The sequence below is a fragment of the Deltaproteobacteria bacterium HGW-Deltaproteobacteria-4 genome (genome assembly GCA_002841765.1).
GTDB lineage: Bacteria > Desulfobacterota > Desulfuromonadia > Desulfuromonadales > UBA2197 > UBA2197.
In genome coordinates, this window is sequence record PHAV01000014.1 from 1 (window position 1) to 20,898 (window position 20,898).

The 20,898-nt window shown below is 58.2% G+C and carries 14 protein-coding genes and 1 pseudogene; 3 read left to right on the top strand and 12 right to left on the bottom strand.

Translation table 11 applies throughout. From position 1 onward, the window contains the following. Positions 1–175: 175 nt before the first annotated feature. The 9 genes and pseudogenes from CVU69_10130 to CVU69_10170 form a co-directional block, all read right to left on the bottom strand. A complete protein-coding gene (locus tag CVU69_10130; GenBank protein PKN11830.1) occupies positions 176–3,166 on the bottom strand; it encodes a hypothetical protein in 2,991 nt (996 codons plus the stop codon). Further along, positions 3,141–4,279 (bottom strand): annotated as a pseudogene (locus tag CVU69_10135) (hypothetical protein). The gene CVU69_10130 and the pseudogene CVU69_10135 overlap by 26 nt, the downstream one beginning before the upstream one ends. Before the next feature lie 93 nt (positions 4,280–4,372). Next, entirely contained in the window at positions 4,373–7,963 is a 3,591-nt protein-coding gene (locus CVU69_10140; protein ID PKN11831.1) for a hypothetical protein, read from the bottom strand. A 150-nt stretch (positions 7,964–8,113) separates the two neighbouring features. Beyond that, complete coding sequence (locus tag CVU69_10145; GenBank protein PKN11832.1) at positions 8,114–8,440, bottom strand: hypothetical protein; 327 nt, start codon at positions 8,438–8,440, stop codon at positions 8,114–8,116. A 405-nt stretch (positions 8,441–8,845) separates the two neighbouring features. Next, positions 8,846–9,574: a hypothetical protein gene (locus CVU69_10150; protein PKN11833.1), complete on the bottom strand. Its 729-nt coding sequence runs from the start codon at positions 9,572–9,574 to the stop codon at positions 8,846–8,848. A 236-nt stretch (positions 9,575–9,810) separates the two neighbouring features. Next, positions 9,811–10,683, bottom strand: coding sequence for a hypothetical protein (locus CVU69_10155; protein PKN11834.1), 873 nt, complete (start codon positions 10,681–10,683; stop codon positions 9,811–9,813). Then, on the bottom strand, positions 10,680–11,351 hold the full coding sequence (locus CVU69_10160; GenBank protein ID PKN11835.1) for a hypothetical protein: 672 nt from the start codon (positions 11,349–11,351) through the stop codon (positions 10,680–10,682). Before CVU69_10160 ends, CVU69_10155 begins: the two co-directional genes overlap by 4 nt. 279 nt (positions 11,352–11,630) lie before the next feature. Then, positions 11,631–12,638, bottom strand: a complete 1,008-nt coding sequence (locus tag CVU69_10165; GenBank protein PKN11836.1) for a glycosyltransferase family 2 protein — start codon at positions 12,636–12,638, stop codon at positions 11,631–11,633. 158 nt (positions 12,639–12,796) lie between these two features. Beyond that, the gene (locus CVU69_10170) at positions 12,797–14,203 is read right to left on the bottom strand and encodes a hypothetical protein (GenBank protein ID PKN11837.1); all 1,407 of its coding nucleotides are present in this window, start codon (positions 14,201–14,203) and stop codon (positions 12,797–12,799) included. A 388-nt stretch (positions 14,204–14,591) separates the two neighbouring features. Between CVU69_10170 and CVU69_10175 the strand changes: the two genes are divergently transcribed. Beyond that, entirely contained in the window at positions 14,592–15,446 is an 855-nt protein-coding gene (locus CVU69_10175) for a hypothetical protein (GenBank protein PKN11838.1), read from the top strand. Between the two features lie 45 nt (positions 15,447–15,491). Next, positions 15,492–15,737 carry a transporter gene (locus CVU69_10180; GenBank protein PKN11839.1) on the top strand — a complete coding sequence of 82 codons (246 nt, stop codon included), beginning with the start codon at positions 15,492–15,494 and terminating at the stop codon, positions 15,735–15,737. An 87-nt stretch (positions 15,738–15,824) separates the two neighbouring features. Here CVU69_10180 and CVU69_10185 read toward each other — a convergent pair whose 3' ends face one another. Continuing rightward, a complete protein-coding gene (locus CVU69_10185) occupies positions 15,825–17,762 on the bottom strand; it encodes a type II secretion system protein GspE (protein PKN11840.1) in 1,938 nt (645 codons plus the stop codon). A 293-nt stretch (positions 17,763–18,055) separates the two neighbouring features. Here CVU69_10185 and CVU69_10190 point away from each other — a divergent pair, with 293 nt between their 5' ends. Beyond that, entirely contained in the window at positions 18,056–18,922 is an 867-nt protein-coding gene (locus CVU69_10190; protein ID PKN11841.1) for an NAD(P)-dependent oxidoreductase, read from the top strand. 86 nt (positions 18,923–19,008) lie between these two features. Here CVU69_10190 and hflC read toward each other — a convergent pair whose 3' ends face one another. Together hflC and hflK are read right to left on the bottom strand one after the other, a co-directional pair. Further along, positions 19,009–19,938, bottom strand: a complete 930-nt coding sequence (hflC, locus tag CVU69_10195; GenBank protein PKN11842.1) for a protease modulator HflC — start codon at positions 19,936–19,938, stop codon at positions 19,009–19,011. Then, positions 19,938–20,864, bottom strand: a complete 927-nt coding sequence (hflK, locus tag CVU69_10200; GenBank protein PKN11892.1) for an FtsH protease activity modulator HflK — start codon at positions 20,862–20,864, stop codon at positions 19,938–19,940. The genes hflC and hflK overlap by 1 nt, the downstream gene beginning before the upstream one ends. Positions 20,865–20,898: the final 34 nt, after the last annotated feature.

The window sequence follows — 20,898 nt, forward strand, 5'->3', positions numbered from 1 at the left end:
GCCGATAGAGGACTTTCACCACCAAGTCGCGATTCAGCCACCATAGCTGAATCGATGGCGCTTACACGCCACGCGCCCTGCCGGGCGCACCAAGAAAAAGAGGCGGCCACCAATCGGTAGCCGCCCCTTCTCTCTACGTTTCACGGTTCACCATTCACGGTTCACCATTCACGGTTCACCAGAGCAGTTTCTTCCATTGCAGTACACCTTCCACCTTGGCGCAGACTTCGACTGTATCATCTGCTGCGCCTTGCGTGACCCAGATAGTGCCGCGGGTGGTGGGCGTAGCGTCATCACACGTCGGTTTGGCGGCAACGGTATTGAGACGGACGCCGCCGGCTACCTCGAGTCTTTGGGAAGGCGCGGTGGTGCCTATACCAACGTTACCGTCATTTTTTACCACCAACCTCTCGGCTCTATTACTTGGAGCACTTCCTGTTACAATTGAGAAGCGTTGTGGCACAGAACCGGCACTAACGGTGCCGTCAACAAAAACTTCCATCAAAGCACCCGACTGAAAAGCTGTGCCATCATGTCCGGCAAAAGCAAGTGTGCCAAGTTTATCCCCTGTTTGCACCGCCAGAGGAATTGAAGCAGTGCCTCGGCTGCGATTACCAACAAATACTGGTCGTTGACCGCTAACATCGCCATGCATCTGGAGCGTAAGGCTAGGCTGGCTCGCCGCACCAAGAATATTCATAATGCCATTTGATGTCATGGAGTAGGCATTATTCCCCGCACTATCCTTTACTGCCAGTTTAATAGCGCCTGCAGTTTCTGTTGCACCCTGCTGAACAGTCAGAACTGCTCCATTTGTCTGCGTTGCAATCTTGCTAAGAATGCTGGACTGGGTTTCAGTCTCTGAAGCTGGCAGTTGTGTGGCGGGTACTTTACCTGTAGCATCAAGGGCTGCATAGCCATTAGCAATGCCTTTGTTTATTTCATTTTCCGGGGTGAATCCAAGAACATTCTGCTTAGCATTAAGGGAGCTTTGCAGATCAGTCTGATTGCTGATAGTCCCGGTTATGCTACCCCATGACCCACCTGTAGGGAGGTTGGTGAGTTGAGAACCATCACCAATAAAAGCAGTAGCTTTTATATTCCCGTTAACTTCAAGCTTTTGAGTTGGGGCGGTTGTCCCGATGCCGATATTACCATCGTTTTTAACCACCAACCTCTCTGCTCTATTGCTCATACTACTTCCCGTTACAATTGAAAGTCTAGTCGGCACCACGCCGCCAGATACTGCACCATCAACGAAGCCCTCTATCAATGCACCACTCTGCTGAGCTCCTCCATCGTAGCCACTGAAAGCAAAGGTTCCCAGTTTATCGTTTAGTTGAACAACTGTTGGACTTGTTACCGTCCCTCTTGAACGCTCAAGCCCGTATACCGGTCTGACTCCTGGTGTGTCGGAAAATGCCTTGCTGTAATAATAGCCATAACTAGTGACTGTCCCTCCTGAATTTATATTTAGTTTTGATATTCCGGTTGCATCTTTAATATCGAACTTTAAAGCGCTTGCCGCTTCGGTCGCACCCTGCCGCACCGTCAGCACCATCCCATCAGCCTGCTGCGCCAATTTGCCGAGGATATCCGCCTGAGTATCCGGCGAACCAGCCGGGCCCTGGGGTCCGGTCAGACCCGTCGAACCCTGGGGGCCTTCCGGCCCGGTCAAACCAATGGGGCCTTGCAAGCCTTGCGGTCCGATTGCACCATCAGCACCCGTCAAACCTTGCGGGCCTTGTGGGCCCATCGGCCCCTCAGGTCCAGTCGCACCGACTGCACCGTCAACGCCATTGATACCGTCAACGCCGTTAGCGCCGGCAACACCCTGAATCCCCTGCTCACCTTGAGGACCAGCAATGCCCTGAATGCCCTGCTCACCTTGCGGCCCGGCAGGCCCGGTTGCACCGTCAGCTCCGGCAGGACCTACTGCGCCGTCAACACCGTTAGTACCGGCCAAACCTTGCGGCCCCATCGGGCCAACTTCACCTTGCGGACCGGCAGCACCATCAACTCCATTGGTGCCATCAACACCGGCAATGCCCTGGATCCCCTGCTCGCCTTGAGGCCCGGCAGGACCAGTTGCTCCGGCAGCACCATCAGCACCAGCCAAACCTTGCGGGCCCATCGGGCCAACTTCGCCTTGAGGTCCGGTCAAACCAATCGGACCTTGCGGACCAACTGCTCCGTCAACGCCATTGAGGCCATCGGCACCGGCGACACCTTGGATGCCTTGTTCACCTTGCGGCCCGGCAGGACCAGTCGCGCCAGTGGAACCAGTCAAGCCTTGCTCGCCCTGCAGTCCCTGTAGCCCTTGCGGCCCGGCAGGCCCGGTTGCACCGTCAGCTCCGGCAGGACCGACTGCGCCGTCGACACCGTTAGTACCGGCCAAACCTTGCGGGCCCATCGGGCCAACTTCACCTTGCGGACCGATAGCACCATCAACTCCATTGGTGCCATCAACACCGGCAATGCCCTGGATCCCCTGCTCACCTTGAGGACCAGCAGGACCAGTTGCGCCCGTTGCGCCGTCAGCACCGGCAACGCCTTGCGGACCGACTGCACCGTCAACTCCATTGATGCCATCAGAACCAGCAACGCCCTGAATTCCTTGCTCGCCCTGCGGCCCGGTCAAACCAATCGGACCCTGCGGACCGACTGCTCCGTCAACGCCATTGATGCCGTCAACGCCGGCAATACCTTGGATTCCTTGCTCGCCTTGCGGCCCGGCAGGACCAGTTGCGCCCGTTGCGCCGTCAGCACCATCGACTCCGGCAGCGCCGGTCAAACCGATAGGTCCGATGGGACCAGTTTCACCTTGAAGACCCTGGAGACCTTGATCTCCGGTATCGCCCTTGGGCCCGGTAGCGCCGATCAAGCCCTGCTCGCCTTGCGGACCAGCAGGCCCGGTTGCGCCCGTTGCACCAGCAGGTCCTACTTCTCCGTCGACACCATCAGCACCAGCCAAACCTTGCGGGCCAATCGGCCCGGCAACGCCCTGGATACCTTGCTCACCTTGCGGCCCGGCGGGGCCCATTGCACCGTCAGCTCCGGCAGCACCCGTCAAGCCGATTGGACCTTGCGGACCGACCTCACCTTGAATACCTTGGGGACCAGTTGCTCCGTCAAGTCCGTTAGTACCGGCAACGCCTTGAACCATCAGCACCAGCCAAACCTTGCGGGCCAATCGGGCCGGCAACGCCTTGGATGCCCTGCTCACCTTGCGGACCCATCGGGCCAACTTCGCCTTGAGGTCCGGTAGCGCCGTCAACTCCATTGGTGCCATCAACACCGGCAACACCTTGGATCCCCTGCTCGCCTTGAGGCCCGGCAGGACCAGTTGCGCCTGTCGCACCATCAGCACCAGCAGGTCCTACTGCGCCGTCGACACCGTTAGTACCGGCCACACCTTGCGGGCCCATCGGGCCAACTTCGCCTTGCGGTCCGGCAGCACCATCAAGGCCGTTAGCACCAGCGGCACCCGTCAAGCCGATTGGACCTTGAGGGCCAACCTCACCTTGAATACCTTGGGGCCCAGTTGCTCCGTCAAGTCCGTTGGTACCGGCAACACCCTGGATACCTTGCTCACCTTGCGGCCCGGAGGGGCCCATTGCACCATCGGCTCCGGCAGCACCATCAAGGCCGTTCGCACCAGCGGCACCCGTCAAGCCGATTGGACCTTGGCGCCTGTCAAACCAGTCAATCCTTGCGGGCCTTCCGGACCAGTGGCGCCGGTCAAACCTTGCAGTCCTTGTGGCCCAATCGGACCCTGGGGACCTTCAGCGCCGTCGACGCCATTGATGCCATCAGCACCGGCGGCACCTTGGATACCCTGCTCACCCTGAAGACCTTGAATCCCCTGAACGCCCTGCGGCCCCTGCGCACCATCACACACAAAGCTGACAGCATTGACGAATTCCGCTCCGTCCATCACGCCATTGCGATTATCATCGAGAAAAAATTCGAGCTTCTTTCCGCCGTTGGCACAGTTAGCGCCGACCAGCTCACTGCTGATCGTCACCAGGGCATTGCTGCCGTCGAGGCCGGGCGGAATCGAGAGATTGGTCAATCCCGCACCGTCGCCACTGTAACTGGTGGCCGTCACGGCGCCGAGATCGCTGACCTTGAAGGTAATGGCTCCGATATCGTTTTTGACCCAGAACCGATCGACCGCAAAAGAGACCGACGGTGACAGCAGGACGGCAGCAGCAATGATGGCCGTGGCCTGGCAAAGTGGTTCCAACCTGCCGCGCATTTTCTTGTTCCTCTTCATCTGATTCTCCTCATCAATTTATTGAGACCACAACATTCTCAAAGTTTGTTTCATTCCCTTGTCCCGCAGCACGCGTCGTGCGTGCGCGGGCCGCTATTCGATCCCGAGATTCTGCACTTCGAGGCCGCCATCACTGACTTCAAGATTCCCCTTGAGGATGGTGGCACCGGTCTGGCTGCTGAACAGGGAATCGTAGCCGCCCTCCAGAACGACCTCCTTGTTCATATCGCAAGCAAGGTCTTCGACAAAGTTTCTGGCCTGAGCCTGCACCGGGGCTCCCGGTCCCGAGACGTCATAGGCCCCCTGAAGCGTACCGATGTAGACACCGGCAACGCGAACATAGGAAGCAAAGAAGGCCTCGATGGTGTGATTGGCGTCGAGGTTTTCAAAGGTGTAGCTAATGACCGGACCTTGGGGGACGCCGTCGACCAGGACATTGGCGACATGCAGACCGGGATCAGGGGTGATGGTAAAGGTCTGGCTGGCGCCGGGCGGGAGGGCGGTGGAGCCGCTCGGATCGATGCTCCCCTGATTGCCGGCCGAAGCGTCGATGACGTAAAGGATCGTTTCGGTGGAGCCGACCAGTGCGACCTCCTTGATCGGGGTGTAGGAGTCGTTGGACGGAATCCGCAGGCTGCCGGTCAAGGTGCCGTTGATGGTCGGCGCAAATGTGACGGTGATGGTGCACTTGTTGGCGGGAAGGCTGGCATCGGCGACCAGAGTGGCGTTACTGCAATTGTCGTTGCTGACACTGAACTGGGCAGCGTCGGCACCGTTGAGTACGATGCTGCCGATTTTGAGCGGCACCTTGCCGACGTTGCTGACCGTCACCAGCTTGGAGGACTCCTGCCCGGACACCACGTAACCGAAGTTGACCGACGCCGGAGTATTGATGACCGGGATCTGTTTGATCGCCACCTTGAGAGAGGTGCGGGAAGCGTCGTAATAAGCGATGCTGACATTGTGATGGTCATCGACCATCAGGGTGGCATAGCGGCCGACGTCGCTCCCCGAGGCTTCTCCGGTCGCCCAGACCGGGGTCGGGATAGACCAGCTGCCACTGGCGGTGCGCTGGGCATACATGACCGTACCGATGCCGTTGCCGTTGTTGCTGTAGTACGCGAGGTGAACGATATCGAGGCCGTTGGCTTCGATGGAGGTGAAGGCTCCGGCCGTACCGCAGGGGCCGAAGTCGTAAGGGGTACTCCAGACCCGGGCGCCATTGACCAGCGCGCCATTCAGATACTTGACCCGGCCGGCCTGGACGTAGGCGACGTGCAGGGTATCCTGCGAATCGATGGTGATCGACGGGTCGGAGACAAACGCATTCACCAGCGCACTGACCTGGAAGTTGGTGGCCTGGGGCGTGGTGTTGGTGCCGTACATGAGGGTGCCGTTGGGGTTGTAGTAGACGACATGGATGTTGCCGAGGGAGTCAAGGACCAGGTCGCTCTGTTTACCGGCGCCGGCCAGCTGGTTGTCGCTTTCGAATTCGTAGTAGTACATGTCGCGTTCGTTGGCGTACCACAGGTTGTTGCCGTCGGTGTAGCTGATGAAGGTCTTCCCCTGATACTGGGTGGCGCCGGTGAAGGTATCTTCGGTGACTGCGCCCATCGGGAAGGGGGTGGGTGGGCCGGCCACGGGTTGCAGCTGCCAGGCGCCCTCGGCCGTGCGCCAGCGCGCTGCCGAATAGCCGTAGACCTGGGTCGCGGCATCCTGGGTGTAGGCCATGAAGCGCGGACCGATCCCCTCGCTGTAGACGGTGGCGGTACCGGCGGTGACGAAGTTGCTCCCCGTCGGGGCCGGGACAATGACCGGCGTGCTCCAGGAACCGGAGCTGTTGGTGACATATTTGAAGAGCGGCGCCGGGTTAAGGGGACTGGTGTCCATGTAGCCGACATAGAGCTTGCCGGCCTCGTCGCGGGCGATGGAGCAGTACTTGCCGGTATCGACGCCGCTGACGTTGTCGACCTCGTTGATCACCCAGGTGGCGACCGGGGCGACCGGGGTAAAGGCGACGGCGATACTTTGATTGGCGTTCACCTCGACAAAGGTGTAGGAGGTCAGGGTGCCGACAGAGACGCCGTTGACCGTCACTCCGCCGATCAGGAAGCCGGGATCGGGAGTGATGGTGAAGGTCTGGTTGCTGCCGCCGGCGGCAGTGACCGCCCCGGCGGGGGTGATGGCGCCACCGATAGTCGCGGAGGCGTTGACGGTGAAGCTGTCGGCCGGCGAGTAGCTCATGCCGCGCAGATCCACCGCCCGGGTCGCTGTAGCCGGATCGTTGGAGACGATGTTGAGACTGGCCGTTTTCGTCCCCAGGGCGGTGGGGATGAAGCGCACCGTCACGCTGCAGCCGGCGGTGCCGGCGGCGATGCTCAGGCCGCTGGTGCAGGTGTTGGCGGTGATGGCGAACTCGGCGGCGTTGGCGCCGCTCAGGGTCGGGATGCCGGAGAGGAGCAGGTTGCTCCCCCCCTTGTTGGTCACCGTCACCGTCTTGGTCAGGGAGGCGTAGGGTTGCACGTTGCCATAGTAGACCGGGGCCGGCGAGACATTGATCGCCGGGGTCACCTTCCTGGCCACGCACAGTTTCGAGCGGAAGACATCGTAATAGGCGATGCTGATGTTGTTGTTCGGCCCGACCACCACGGTGGCGTACTGGCCGATATCCTTGCTGACCTGGTCGGCGGGCGGGACGTCTTCCGCCGCGGACCAGACACCCGCCGGCGTCCGGGACATGTAGCGGAGGAACGATTTGCCGTTGGCCTGGGCGTTGTTGTAGTAATAGGCCAGATGCAGGCTGCCGCCGCTGTCCGCCTTGAGAGAGAGGTGCCCGCCGATGCTGCCGACGGAGCTGATGTTCACCGGAGTGCTCCAGGCGCCGCCGGAGGGCTTGTTCATATACCAGATATTGTTGATCGGCCCGAGGTAGGTGACGTGCAGGCGGTTGCTGGCGTCGATGGCGATGACCGGGTTGCGGGTCACGCCGCTCACCAGGGTCACGGGGGCCGTGTTGTTCAGCGCGTACTGGAGCCCTGCATTGGGATCGTAGAAGACAATATGGCCAGCGCCATTGCTGTCGATGCCGAGATCGCTCTGGTTAACGGTACCGGTCCCCGTAAAGGGGTAATAGTAGTAGTCGCGCTCGTTGGCATACCAGAGCTTTTCACCGTCGGAAAAGGTGATGAAGGAGAACCCCTGGTGCTGGACGGCGCCGGTTCTGGTCGCATCGCTGATAGCGGTGATCGGCATCTGGTCGCCGCCGCCCATCGCCGCCGGCCATTTGCCGCCGGCGATGTCCTGCAGCTGCCAGCCGTCGCCGAGAATCTTGCGCACCGCCTGGTACTTGAACTGACCGGTGGCCTGATTCTGGGAGTAGGCCATGATGCGCGGCCCGGCCGGGGTGTAGACCGTGGCGGTGCTGGCCAGCTTGACGTCGTTGATGTAGGGCTGCAGGCTCTCGATGGTGAAGTTCTTCCAGCTTGCCCCTCCGGCGTTATTGGCGTACTTGAGGACCGGGAAGACCGAGTTGGTGTCGAGGTAGCCGATGTGCAGGCTGCCATCCGGGGCGACGGCCATGGAGGCGTATTTGCCGGAGATGTTGGTCGAGTTGTCGACCGTTGTGGAATCCCAGCTCGCGGCTGTCGCCCCTGCCGCCGTCAGCCAGAGAATGGCTGCGAGCAACAAAGGGAGCGCCCTGGTGACTCTCCTGAAAATTCGTGGTGCAGTTATCACGAGGTTCCTCCTTTCCCAAAGTCGCACTGGGTCGATCCGTACAACGAAAAAAATTTTCTTTTCACTTTGTCCTCCCGGGAATGAATTCCAACCTGTTTATCAACCAGCCGGAATCAGTTTGAATTTCCGATCAAATCTTATCGCCATCCCCTGCTGGTCGCTGCGCAGAACCGTACCGGAGATATTGAGCTGAGCCCCCTGCTCCTCCTGCGCCGCCGGCACTCCGTGCAGCGGCAGATGAATATGAAGCCGGGTGCGCGTCCCTTGCGGCAGGAGCGCAGCGCCCAGAAAATAGGCGCCGCCGCTGGAGATATCCCGGGTTTGCAAGTAAAGTACTTCTGCCTCCCGACCGGGCACACGCGCCTCGATCGTTGCGAAAGCTTGTAGTTCGAACCGTTCCAAACGTCTGCGCTCCTTACCTGTCATTGCGTCCTTTCACTCTTTCCCCCTCAAAAGAGAACCTGAAGTTGCTGATCCGCAGCCAGGGCCTTGCCAGGGAAGGCTCTTTAACCGGGAAAAGTGGATAAACGAATTTTGTCGACGGATATTTCCTGTGTGTCTCCAACTAACAGGGGTAGCGTGAAGAGGACCCCTGATCCGGAACAACAGACAAATAGGATGGTGGTTACTTTAAACTAATGTTGGAAAAGAGCTATGCGGCAAAAGTACCAATTGTTTTCGTATTTTTTACGGGGAGGAGGTACGAAAGGAGCATGAGGTATGGGGGGGGAGAGTATGAGGAAGACTAATACTTTTTTCGTACGATGACGGCGCAACTCCCCTGACTGCCAGCGGGACCGGCCGGCAACTCCCGGCGTGACGGGGGGGATGCTACAGGTTCTTCGCCGCCCAGAGCGCGGCCTGGAGGCGGTTGGTCACTTTGATTTTCTTGAAGATGTTGTAGACGTGAGTTTTGACGGTGTGGGTGCTGATGCAGAATTTTTCGGCGATATTTTCGTTCCTGGCGCCCTTGGCGACCATCACCATGATCACCCTTTCTCTTTCCGTCAACAGCGCACAGTCCTTCTCGCGGTGCGGATGCGGCGCAGATTGATCCAGGAGGCACTGGCTCATCTTTTTACGGGAAAGCCAAAGCTCCCCCTCAAACATGGCGCGGATCCCCTTAAGGAGACTTTCCACCGGATCATTTTCATAAAAAAAGCCCCGGACACCGTTGCCCAGAGCTTCACTCTCAATCTCTATGTCTTCAGCCACGTTGAAAAGGGCGAGGCGGGATCCGGAACAGAGGCCTCTGGTTTGCGGCAGAAGGCGGGAAATTTCTTCCCGGTCGTGAAACAGACAGTCGCAGAGGACCAGTTTCGGTGGTGAATTTTCACGCCCGTCGTCAAGCGGAATCCGCGTCATGGCGGTGTGGGCAAAACAGTTTAATCCCAAATTCCCCTGAAGATAAAAGACCATCATGGAATTGTGGAATGTGCGTGGGCCGACAATGTGGACGGCACCTCCCTCGGTCTTCATGATGCTGTTCCTCCTGCAAAACACATGTCCAACACCCGCATCTCCCCACAGGGAGAAGAAGGGATCGGCAGAAAATTTCATTTTTCAATGGTTAAATTGTTTATATTGACTTCTGTTAATTGTCAATACAAAAAAGTTGAGGGGCCGTGAGGCGTGAATCGGGAATTGGAAGACCTTGAAATCTGAATCGGCAGTTCATTTACCGCAAAGGCGCAAAGGTCGCAAAGAAATTCGAGCAGGCATAAAAGGCAACTGATTAGCGTCAATTTTCCGAATAACAATCTCCCCCTTTGCTAAAGGGGGAGGAGCGCAAGATACTAATCTTCGACGATCTCTATCCGTGTCGCCACATCTCTAAAAAAATCATGAGACCACAGGTCAAGAGCACGCGGATCCCTGACAAAGGGGAAGACATCCTTGAGCGCCTGATTCACATCGAGTTGATCGATGGTTTCGGTCAGCAACCCGGCGAATCTTGCGGACGTCAGTTTCTGATCGCCTGCCCAGTGCCTCGTTTGCCGCATCCGCTCTTCGAGATGAGCAAGGTGCAATCGGGGGTGATTCGCTGCATACCAGACAAGATCATACCAGTCACGCCCTTTGACACGATTCTTCCACTTGCGAAACAGGAGTGCATGCATCTTCCCCGCAAAGAGGTCAGGGAGTGCATAGCACCGCACCGCAAACGGTATGGGGTTGAGAAGATAGCGGGTTTGGGTCGCAAAGCCCGGGGGCGGATCGGTATCGACCTCAATCTTGATCTTCAGGACTTGGCCCTCGGGTATCTGCCGGGCAAAGTTATTGCCAGCCTCAACAACCAATAGCTCGTTTTTGGTATTCGCTTTGAGAAAAGCCGACTGCACTGCCGAATCGACCGCTTTATCGATCATCTCGACTTTGACGGTGAAGCCGAAAGCGAACAATTCCTCTTCGAGCGATGCCGTATATCTTTTCAGACTGAAATTTTCGTCCGGCGTCAAGAGCGAAAAATCGAGATCCTCTGAAAATCGATCCAGGCCGTAAAGGATTCGAAGAGCCGTCCCACCATAGAAAGCAGCATGTTCAAAGAATTTGGCGCGCCAAAGCCCAAGGAGAACCACTTCCTGCATAATCTCCCGCAGTGCCTGCTGCGAATCGCCAACGCTCTTCAGCTCATACTTGGCCAGCATTCTGGCAATCGCCTCACTCATTCACCGCTCCCCTTATCATCCTTGAGCCCGTGTCTCTGAATACGACTGACGAAATCTGCTAACAGTTTCACCCGACGAGATCTATAGCGCATGGCAATCTCCGTCAAGCGAAGCGGATTCATCTTCATAAGACCATCCGCATCGATGCGAAGATTTTCGAACAGGTAACTGCGCAACTCTCTTTGCGTTGTTATCCCTCCCCCCCGGCTTGCTACCAACATATCTGCCAAGACTTTTTCAGGGGTTCCGATAAGAAAGGAGCGCCCATCCGCAAATTCAAACCGGTCCATCCCCATGCTGAATACATCTAATGGAATTGATTTATAAGAAAAGATGCCGACGGGTGTTGCAAAACTCCTCGCCCGCCCGCAAGTCACCGAGGTGACGGTTTCAACCCTTTCGGGGATCAACCCGTAATAACTGAGCGCATACTCCAGAGAGATATAGGATGGACCGTAAATCAGGTTAGCGAGAAGCTCGCGACAAAAAGACTGACGGCGCTGAGATTCTCCTCGAATATAGAGCCCCTTCTTGATCCGGATGATCAATCCTTTGGCGAGAAGACTTGAGATTTTTTGGCGCGGCTGCGAATACCCGCGGACGGCGTCCAACAACGTCTGATAGTCAAACTCTTCGCGGGGGATAGCACTGAGCAAGGGATTCTTCAATTTGCACCTGGGTCAATAGGTTGTTAGCTCTCAACTCAAACTATACAATATTTTCACACAGTATGTTCAAAAAAATCGAACATACTACACATAAGTAAAGGTAAGGATCGGGAAAGGCTGAAGTTCGGGGAGCGGGAAATTCAGGGAACAGGGATCGGTAAGGGCGGGAAATCGATTTTCACCGTTCACCGTTCACCGTTCACCGTTCACCGTTCACCGTTCACCGTTCACCGTTCACCGTTCACCGTTCACCGTTCACCGTTCCCGCCTCACGGCCCCTCACCCATCCAGCAATTCTCGAAATCCCATCCGGTACTGGCGCAGCAGCGCCGCCATCTCGCGGCTGCTGAGACGGCGCGGGGATTGCCGGCGGCAGCTCAAAACGCGCGGCATGCCGGCGAGGGCGTCGCGGATGCCGAGGCCGAGGGCGCCTAGCAGTTCCTTCTTGCCGCCGCTTTGGCGGAATTCGTTGCCGACTCCGGCACCGCCGGCCACCAGACGGGCCTGGCACGCGTAGCGCAGCAGGGAATAGTAAGGGAGGCGGAGGAGCCAGGACCGGGGAAAATTCTTCAGCGCCACCCAGAAGTGATTGCGCTCGACCAGGTAGAGTTTAAAGGGGGAGAAGGCGCCGCCGGTGCCGGAATATTTGTGGAGGACGATGGCATCCCGGGCGAGGAGCGCACCCCAGCCGGCGCGCCGGCCGCGCAGGCCGAGGTCGGTATCTTCGCAGTAAGCAAAGAAGTGATCGTCGAAGAAGCCGGTCTCGGCGATCATCGCCCGCTTGTAAAGGGCGGCGCAGGCGGTGGGGATGAGGATCGGCTCAACCGGGGCAAGCTGCAGCGATGAAAAGCGCTGGCGGCGACCGGCACTGCGCGACATGCCGTCCGGGCAGATGCGGACACCGAGGGAATCGATGAGATCGGGATCGGCAAAGGAGCAGATCCGGCTCGCCACCATGCCGACCCCGGGGTTTTCATCCGCCACCCGCACCAGCTCGGCCAGCCACCCCGGATCGACGTGGGTGTCGTTGTTGAGGGTGACGAGATAATCGCCTTGCGCCGCTGCCAGGGCGGCATTGTTGCCGCCGGAAAAGCCGGTGTTCCGATCGAGAGGGACGAGCGTCACCCAGGGATAGCGAGCGCGGACAAAGTCCACCGAGCCGTCGGTCGAGCCGTTGTCGACAAGGATGGTCTCAAAGTCGCGGAAGCTCTGCAGCACCAGCGAGTCGAGGCAGTCGGGAAGGTGGTGCTGGCCGTTCCAGTTGACGATAAGGATGGAAACTTTCACATGGGAACCTTATTCGGTTGCTAAGCAACAGGCTTCACCACCGAGGACACCGAGAGCACAGAGAAAACCCTGAAAATGATTTTGACATCACTGCTTACAGCTTTACCTCTGTGTCCTCTGTGCTCTCTGTGGTGCAAGCTTTTGCGGTAATGAACTGTTTAAATGCTCTTCAGAAAAGAGCGCCCCCCTCTGAGCAGCCCTCTCAGCATGCGCGGATTGCGCAGCAGCCTGCCGGCGTAATCAACGATGACCCGCGGCCGCAGGTAAAAGCGACGGGTCAGCTCCTGCTGGGCGCGGAGGAGGTCGGCGGCGGTGAGACCGTGCGGGATAAAGACGGCGTTGAGGAGGTTGAGCTTGCGCCAGTCGTCATCGAAGCTGCCGAACTCGGCGGCGCGGCGGTAAAGTTCGGTGCCGGGAAAGGGGGTGAGCATGGTGACACTGATATCGTTGAGAGGGAGTTCGAGGGCAAAATCGATGGTCTGTCGCAGGGTTTCAGCGGTCTCGCCGGGGTGGCCGACAATAAAGAAGCCCTTGGCAAGGATACCGGCCTGGCGGGTGGCATGGATTGCCGAGCGGATCTGCTCAAGCGTCACCCCTTTGCCGATGGTGTCGAGGATGAGCTGGCTGCCGCTTTCGATGCCGAAGCTGATCTGCCAGCAGCCGGCGCGCTGCATCAGCGCCAGATTTTCGGGGGTGACGTGGTCGACGCGGCCGAGACAGGTCCAGGAGATCTTCATTCTGGCGGCGATGAGTTGGTCGCAGATCTCATTAAGGCGCTTTTTAAAGGTGACAAAGGTGTCGTCCTCAAAACTGAATTCGCGGACGCCGTAATCCCGGTGCAGAGCCTGCATCATCGTCACCACGTAGTCGGCGGAATGACCGTGACAGCGGGCACCGAAGACCGAGCGGTCGCAGAAGATGCAGTGGTTGGGACAACCCCGCGAGGAGACCAGGGAAGCGGCGGGGAGCTGGCGGACCTTGAAGGGGGCGGGAGCGTAGCGGCCGGGAAAGCCTTCGAGGAGATCCCAGGCCGGTAGCGGCAGTTGATCAAGATCGCGCAGGAAGGGCCGCGGCGCCGTGCTGTGCAGGGCCGCGCCATCGCGATACAGAATCCCCTCGACCGCGGCGAGCTCACCGGCGCCGGCCAGGGTGGCCAGGAGGGCGGCGAGGGTTGCCTCCCCTTCACCGAGGACGGCGATGTCGAAGGCCGGAAAGCGCTGCATCGTCTCTTGCGGTGCCGCCGAGACGTGGGGGCCGCCGATGATGGTGCGCAAGCCCGGCAGCTGCTGCTTCGCCGCAGTGGCGAGGGCGGAGGCATGGAAGATGGAGAGGGTGGTGGAGGAGATCCCGAGGACGTCGGGGCGCGCCGCCACCACCTGCGCCAGGGTCGCCTCCAGCCCCAGATTCAAGGCCGCCGCCTCCAGCACAACCACCGCATGTCCCTGCTGCCGCGCCACCGCCGCCAGGAGGAGAATCCCCAAAGAAGGCGCTGCACTCCCGGCACCGGCAAGGTTGCCGTAGCGTTCTTCGAGAGAGATGGGGGGGGTGGTGAGGAGTATTTTCATGGGTCAGTCTTTCTTTAGAATCCGTAAGCCGTAAGCCGTGATTCGGGATTCGGGATTTGTCATTTCGTGGACAAAAGCCTTTGATCTCATCCACGAAGGCACACGAAGGCACACGAAAAAAATCAAAACGAACCTGACATCAGGGGGTTAACACAAAAAGCTGCTAGCGTTTTTTCGTGAAACTTCGTGCTGCTTCGTGGACAAATGCCCTTTCACCGTTCCCCGCTTCCCGGCCCTTCCCGCTTCCCGAAATTTTCACACGTTAGGGGTTTCGGGCGGGGAGTGTCAACCGAAAATTCCCGGGATGCCGACTGCGACGGCTCCGGTTTTGTTCGCGGAGAACGTATTAACTGTTTGCAACGCCGCGCAGGCAGGGCATAATCGCGCCATGACTCCACCGCCCTTTATTTCCTTCAGCCTGAAAAACCGCCGTTTGCTCCTGCTGCTGATCGCCAGCCATCTGCTGTGGAGTGGCGGCATCTTCGCTCTCAGCTGGAGCAGCCGGGGGTTCGCCAGCGCCGGCCCCTGGTTCGGGGGGGCCTTTATCGCCCTGCAGCTCTACGCTGCGGCCCAGCTCCTGCTCCCGGCCCTCCTCCTCCACCCCGAAGAGCGGAGCCGCGGCTTTTACCTTTTCTGGGGGGTGACCCTGGGGCTGAGTATCTGGCTGCTCAACCAGTTGCCGGCCGTCGGTCTCGAACATGAGCTGCTGACCGCGACCCGGTCGGGGCTGCTGCTGCTGGTCGCGACTGTGACCGGGGCGGCGATGGCCCGCTATATCCACCGGCTGTGGGAACTGGTGCCGATCTGCATCGTCATGACCCTGGCCGACTTTGCCAGCTGGCGTTACGGCCCGACCGCGGCCTTCACCGCCGAGATCGAAGCGTATCGCCAAACCCCGACCAGCCCGCCCCCCCTGGTCGACATGATTCTGATCAAACTTGCTGCCCCGGGCGCGGCCGGACTGGTCCCCCTCTTTGGCATCTCCGACTGGATTATGGTCGTCTTCTTCGCCATCGTTGCCCGGCGTTTCGGGATCAACGACAACCTGATCGGTGTCGCCGGGGAAGCGCTGGCGCAACAGGGCAAGATCGGCCGCTACCTGCCGGTTTCGGTCGTCGCCCTCGGCATCGCGACGCTTCTCGCCCAGACAACCGGACGCTTTATCCCGGCGCTGCCGCTGATTGCCCTGATCATGCTTCTCTGGTACGCTGGCCGTTATCTGCGACAGCGGCGCCGGGCCTGAACGCAGGCCCTCTCTTTTCTCTCCAACCCAAGGACGAATTCCGCCATGATTGAACCATCCGCTAAAGACCCCCTGCACGGCGTGACTCTGGAGCAGATCATCAACCGTCTGGTGGCGTGTTATGGCTGGGACGGGTTGGGACACTGCATTGAAATCGACTGCTTCAACAATCATCCGACGCTTAAATCGAGCCTCAAATTCCTGCGCAAGACCCCCTGGGCGCGCAAGAAGGTCGAGAACCTTTACCTCGACATGGCGCTGGACGAGCGGGAAAAGAGAGAAGAGTGGTGAGGGCCGCAACGACCGGCTGAACAAGGAACCGCCCGGACAACAGCTGTCACCGGGCGGTTTCTATTTCGTTAACGGTGCAGGGAGGGTTTAGTGCGGAGCAAAGATTTTAGCGATCTTTTCCCTGCCTGCCTCAATCTGTTCAAAAGGAACGACCCGCAGCAACTCTTCCAGGGTCGTCTCGCCGGCCTGTACCCGCCGGAAACCGTCTTCGATCATGGTTTTGCGGCTTGTTTCGACAAAGACGCTTTGCCGCAGCGACAGATTATCCGGGCGACGGTTAAAGAGCGCCAGCTCTTCGCGCGACGGCATCCACAATTCGACGATCGGAATCCGCCCGCTGAAACCGGTATAATGACAGGCCGCACACCCCTTGCCATGAATAAATCCCCTACCGCTGGCCAGGGGGATGCCGAATTCCGCCAGAAGTTCTACCGGCGGATCATAGCGGACCCGGCACTGTCGGCAGATTTTGCGGACTAAACGTTGCGCCATCACACAGCGCAGAGTGGCGGCCAGGAGAGTCGGATCGACCCCCATGTCGATCAGACGCGTCACGGCGCTGGTGGCGTCGTTGGTGTGCAGGGTGGAAAAGACCGTATGGCCGGTCAAGGCCGCGCGCATGGAGATGGTGGCGGTCTCGAGATCGCGAATCTCCCCGACCATGATGTTGTCGGGATCCTGACGCAGGAAGGCGCGCAGCAGGCGGGAGAAGGTGTTGCCGATAATTTCATTGATCTCGGTCTGGGTAATGCCCTCGATCGCGTATTCGACCGGATCTTCAATCGTCAGGGTCTTGACGCCGGGAGTATTGATATGGGAAAGGACGGCATATAGGGTGGAGGATTTGCCGGAACCGGTCGGACCGGTGACGAGAAAGATGCCGGTCGGGCGATCCAGGGCCTGATACAGCGCCGAGGCATGCTCGGGAGTAAAGCCGAGTCCCTCCAGTGTGATGGTGCCGACCTGTTTGTCAAGAATGCGGACCACGACATCCTCGCCATATTGCGTCGGCACCGTCGAAACGCGAAAATCAACGCCGCGGACTTTCTGGCCTTTTGAGACCTTCATCTTGAAGCTGCTGTCTTGCGGGCGGCGCCGCTCGGTAATATCCATATCGCACATGACTTTGATCTTGGAGATGATCTGGCGGAAATTCGGATCGAGCAAAGCTTCGTCGGCGCCCAACTCCACCTTGCGCAGAATCCCGTCAATGCGGTAACGAACGTCCATCCCCCGCTCGGTCGATTCGAAGTGAATATCGCTGGCACCGTCCATGATCCCTTTGATGATAATGCGTTTCACCAGAAAACTGGCATCTTCACTGATAAAATCACTGACGTATTTCGATTTGCCGAGTTCATTGCTTTGGTCTTCGGACAACTCGAAACTGAACTCTTCATCAGTTGGCGTCCCCCGCAATTTGAAGACTTTTTGCTGCGCCGTGAGGATTTCACTTTCCCGGGCAATGACCGGCTCGACCCGCATCTTGCTCCAACTCTCCAGCTGAGCGATTTCGTCGCGCCGCAGCGGATAAGCCATGGCGATCGTCAGGCAATTATCCCGACAGCGGATGGGGACGATGCGATGATGCTGGGCAAAGGAGGCATTGATGATCGTAGAGAGTTCGGCATCATAGCGGACACCGGCGAGACTGACAAACTTGAGGTCATGCTGTAGGGAAATCGCCCGCGCCAACTGTTCCTCTCCGACCAGGAGCTGCTTGACCAGCGCCTTGCCCAGGGGAATTTTTTCTGACTGACTGATTTCGAGGGCGCTTTTCAGACGATCCGCGTTAATCAGATTCTGGGCAACGAGGATTTCGCCGAGTTTAAGACGCTTGTTATTGTGATCCAGAACATATTCCAGATCCTTGGCTTTCAAAAAACCCATCTGACACAGCAGTTGTCCAATCGGCTGGGATGGATTCGCTTCCTGTTTTTTCAATGCCGCATCGAATTGCTCGGTCGTGATCAACTTCTTTTCTATCAGCAATTCACCTAATTTTTTCACCTGCATTGGCGTCATCCTTCCAATCGAACAGATTTTTTAATATAAATGAAGGGGAAAGGTAGCCGTATCCTGAGCATTCATCCGAAAATTGCTAACATATAGTTTATTACCGTCAGTCGTCAATAGTACTCTATCATTAAAGGGAACAGACTATTCTCCCCGAACCAGACTTCTTTTCCCGACCGGACAGTTTGCAGACAGCTCCAATCACGAATTTTTTGCTCTGACCTGTTATTTCAGGGTTGTTTTGCGCGCCAGAGGGGTTAATATAAGAAAAAGTTTTAATAACTTCACCACGGGAGATCAGAATGCTGAAAAAGATCGGTTTTTTGGGACTGGGAACCGTTGGCAAACATATGGCTGCCAACCTGCTAAAGGGACATTATGCGCTGTCGGTTTATGATTCGGATCCGCAAGTCGTTGCCGAGCTGGTCAAACTCGGCGCGACCGCCGCTGCAACGCCGAAGGACGTGGCGACCGGGAAAGATCTCGTTATCTACATCCGCCCGGAAAAAGAGCGCCTGCGTCCTGACCTCTACGGTACAAACGGTATCTTCGCCGGCATTAACCCCGGCACCATCCTCGCCGACATGGGGACGCATTCGCTGGAAAGCACCATGGAAATGGCGGCGGAAGCAGAAAAACACCGGATCATGTTCCTTGATGCGCCGATCTGGGGGACCAAGGAGCATGCTGCCAACGGCCTGCTGACGATTCTGGTCGGCGGCGATGCGTCGGTGCTCAGTCGCTGCCGTGAAGCCCTCTCCATGTTCGGCCTCAACATTATTCCGGTCGGCGGGGTCGGCGACGGCACGCGCATGAAGTTCGTCGTCAATCTGGTGCAGGCGGAGTTGATGCAGGCATTGGCCGAAGGATTGGTCTTCGGTGAAAAACTCGGGCTCGGCTCCAGCAAGGTTCTTGAGGTGCTTGAATCGGGCGGCGTCGGCTCCCCCCTCTTCAATTCCAAGGGACGGAGCATTGCCCGCGGCGATTTCACCCGCAACCTGGCCCTCAAGTACGTGCACGAACAACTTGAACTCGTCCTCGAAGCGGCGAAAAAGGCCGACCTGAAGCTTCCCGGCGGGGAGTGCGCTTGCAACCTCTACGCGCAGGCCGACCAGGATGGCCGCGGCGAAGAGGACTACTCGGCGGTGATCAAGGTCCTGCGCAAGTAGGATTGCACAAAAGAAGCAAGACGCAAAAGGGCGGCCAGTGATGGCCGCCCTTTTCTTTTTTCAAGCAAACTCGCAGAGGGAGTTCTTCAACGCGGATTTTGCAGGTAGCGGTAAAACTCGGAATCGGTAGAGATGACCAGGCGGGCATTCTCCTTGATCGCCTTGCGGTACGATTCGAGGGTACGGATAAAGGCGTAGAAATCCGCATCCTTGTTGTAGGCGGCGGCGTAGATCGCCGCGGCCTCGGCATCAGCGCGGCCGCGGATCTGCACCGACTCGCGATAAGCGTCGGACTCGATGCGCTTGAGCTCCTTCTGCATCTGCCCGAGGATATTCGCCTTCTCCCCTTCCCCTTCGGAACGGAACTGGGAAGCTACCTTCTTGCGCTCCGAGATCATCCGGTCATAGACGCGCAAACGCACCTGTTCGACATAGTTGATCCGCTTGATCTGTACATCGATCAGTTCGATGCCGTATTCAGGGATGTTCTTGCGCGCCTCGGCGAGGATGCTGGCAAGGATCTCTTCCCGTCCTGCCAGATTCTCAGTCGTGATCTGCTGTCCTTCGAAGTCGAGAACTTCGACGCTCCCCTCCGGGGCCTTGTAGTCCTTGCCACGCACCAACTCCACCAAAAGCTGGCTGGAAACAGCATCACGCACCACCGAATCGAGAATATCGTCGAGGCGGCTCTGTGCCCCCACTTGGGTAGCAACGGTGGTGTAGAAAAGGAGCGGATCGACAATACGCCAGCGGGCGGTGGTATCGACCCAGATATAACGTTTGTCCTTGGTCGGGATCTGGTTGGGGTCGCCGTCCCACTTGAGGATCTTGCGGTCGAAGCGGCGAACATCCTGCACTAAGGGCGTTTTGATGTGCAGTCCGGCGTACTTGACAGCGCCGACCGGTTTGCCGAACTGCGTGACGATCGCCTGCTCCCCTTCCGCAACAACGAAGAGTGAGCCCTTGCCGAGCAGAACGAGAAGGACGACAACGATGATCAAAAGTTGTTTTTTCATTATTTCCCCCCCTCTTTCGAACTGCGCAGCGGCAGCAGCGGCAGTGCCCCCGCCCCTTTACTGTCCATGATGTAGATCTCTTCCATACGGGGCAGAACCTCTTCGAGGGTCTCCAGATACAGGCGTTCACGGGTAACCTTCGGCGCCTTGCGATATTCTGCATAAAGGGAAAGGAAACGCGCTGTCTCACCTTTGGCCTGATTGAGCCGCTCCAGTGCATAGCCCTCGGCTTCGAGGATAGCGCTCTTGGCGACGCCGCTCGCCTTGGGGACTTCGCGGTTATACTGTTCACGGGCCTGGAAGATCAGGCTTTCCTTTTCCTGCTCGGCCTCGTTGACCTCGTTAAAGGCGGTCTTCACCGATTCCGGAGGATTGACGTCCTGAAACTTGACGGTAACGATGCGCACGCCGATGTCGTATGCATTGAGGATCGTTTGCAGATCCTTTTCAATGGCGGTGGCGAGAAGGGCCCGTTCGGTGGTGAGGACCTCGGTGACATTGGAGTTGCCGACCGCCTTGCGCACCGCCGCTTCGGCAACATCGCGGATCGTCGAACGCGGATCCTTGATGTGGAAGAGATACTTGAAGGCATCGGCAATCTGGTACTGGACGATCCACTCCAGATCACTGACGTTGAGGTCGCCGGTCAGAGTCAATGATTCCTCACTCAGCCCCGCCTTGGTGTAGGTGGTGCGTTCGCCCGGCTGCACCGTGCGAAAACCGAACTCCTCCTTCATAACTCGCCCGGTCTTGACCAGATAGACCGAATCGATGCCAAAGGGGAGCTTGAAGTGCAATCCCGGCTGCGCAAAGTCGGTGTAGCGCCCGAAACGGAGCACAACCCCGGTCTCCTCAGTGCCGACCTGATAAAAACTGCCACTGACCACCCAGGCAACAAGTAAAGCGGCGGCGATACTGGAGAGCATCTTCAGCGGTGCTTTCTGCCCCTTGAAACGGGAA

Excerpts from the sequence above, each read along its gene's own strand:
- CVU69_10130 (PKN11830.1), bottom strand. The coding sequence starts at position 3,166 with ATGGTTCAAGGCGTTGCCGGTACTAACGGACTTGACGGAGCAACTGGT.
- CVU69_10150 (PKN11833.1), bottom strand. The coding sequence starts at position 9,574 with ATGAAATTTTCTGCCGATCCCTTCTTCTCCCTGTGGGGAGATGCGGGT.
- CVU69_10185 (PKN11840.1), bottom strand. The coding sequence starts at position 17,762 with ATGACGCCAATGCAGGTGAAAAAATTAGGTGAATTGCTGATAGAAAAG.
- CVU69_10170 (PKN11837.1), bottom strand. The coding sequence starts at position 14,203 with ATGAAAATACTCCTCACCACCCCCCCCATCTCTCTCGAAGAACGCTAC.
- hflK (PKN11892.1), bottom strand. The coding sequence starts at position 20,864 with ATGCTCTCCAGTATCGCCGCCGCTTTACTTGTTGCCTGGGTGGTCAGT.
- CVU69_10180 (PKN11839.1), top strand. The coding sequence starts at position 15,492 with ATGATTGAACCATCCGCTAAAGACCCCCTGCACGGCGTGACTCTGGAG.
- CVU69_10145 (PKN11832.1), bottom strand. The coding sequence starts at position 8,440 with ATGACAGGTAAGGAGCGCAGACGTTTGGAACGGTTCGAACTACAAGCT.
- CVU69_10190 (PKN11841.1), top strand. The coding sequence starts at position 18,056 with ATGCTGAAAAAGATCGGTTTTTTGGGACTGGGAACCGTTGGCAAACAT.
- CVU69_10175 (PKN11838.1), top strand. The coding sequence starts at position 14,592 with ATGACTCCACCGCCCTTTATTTCCTTCAGCCTGAAAAACCGCCGTTTG.
- CVU69_10155 (PKN11834.1), bottom strand. The coding sequence starts at position 10,683 with ATGAGTGAGGCGATTGCCAGAATGCTGGCCAAGTATGAGCTGAAGAGC.
- hflC (PKN11842.1), bottom strand. The coding sequence starts at position 19,938 with ATGAAAAAACAACTTTTGATCATCGTTGTCGTCCTTCTCGTTCTGCTC.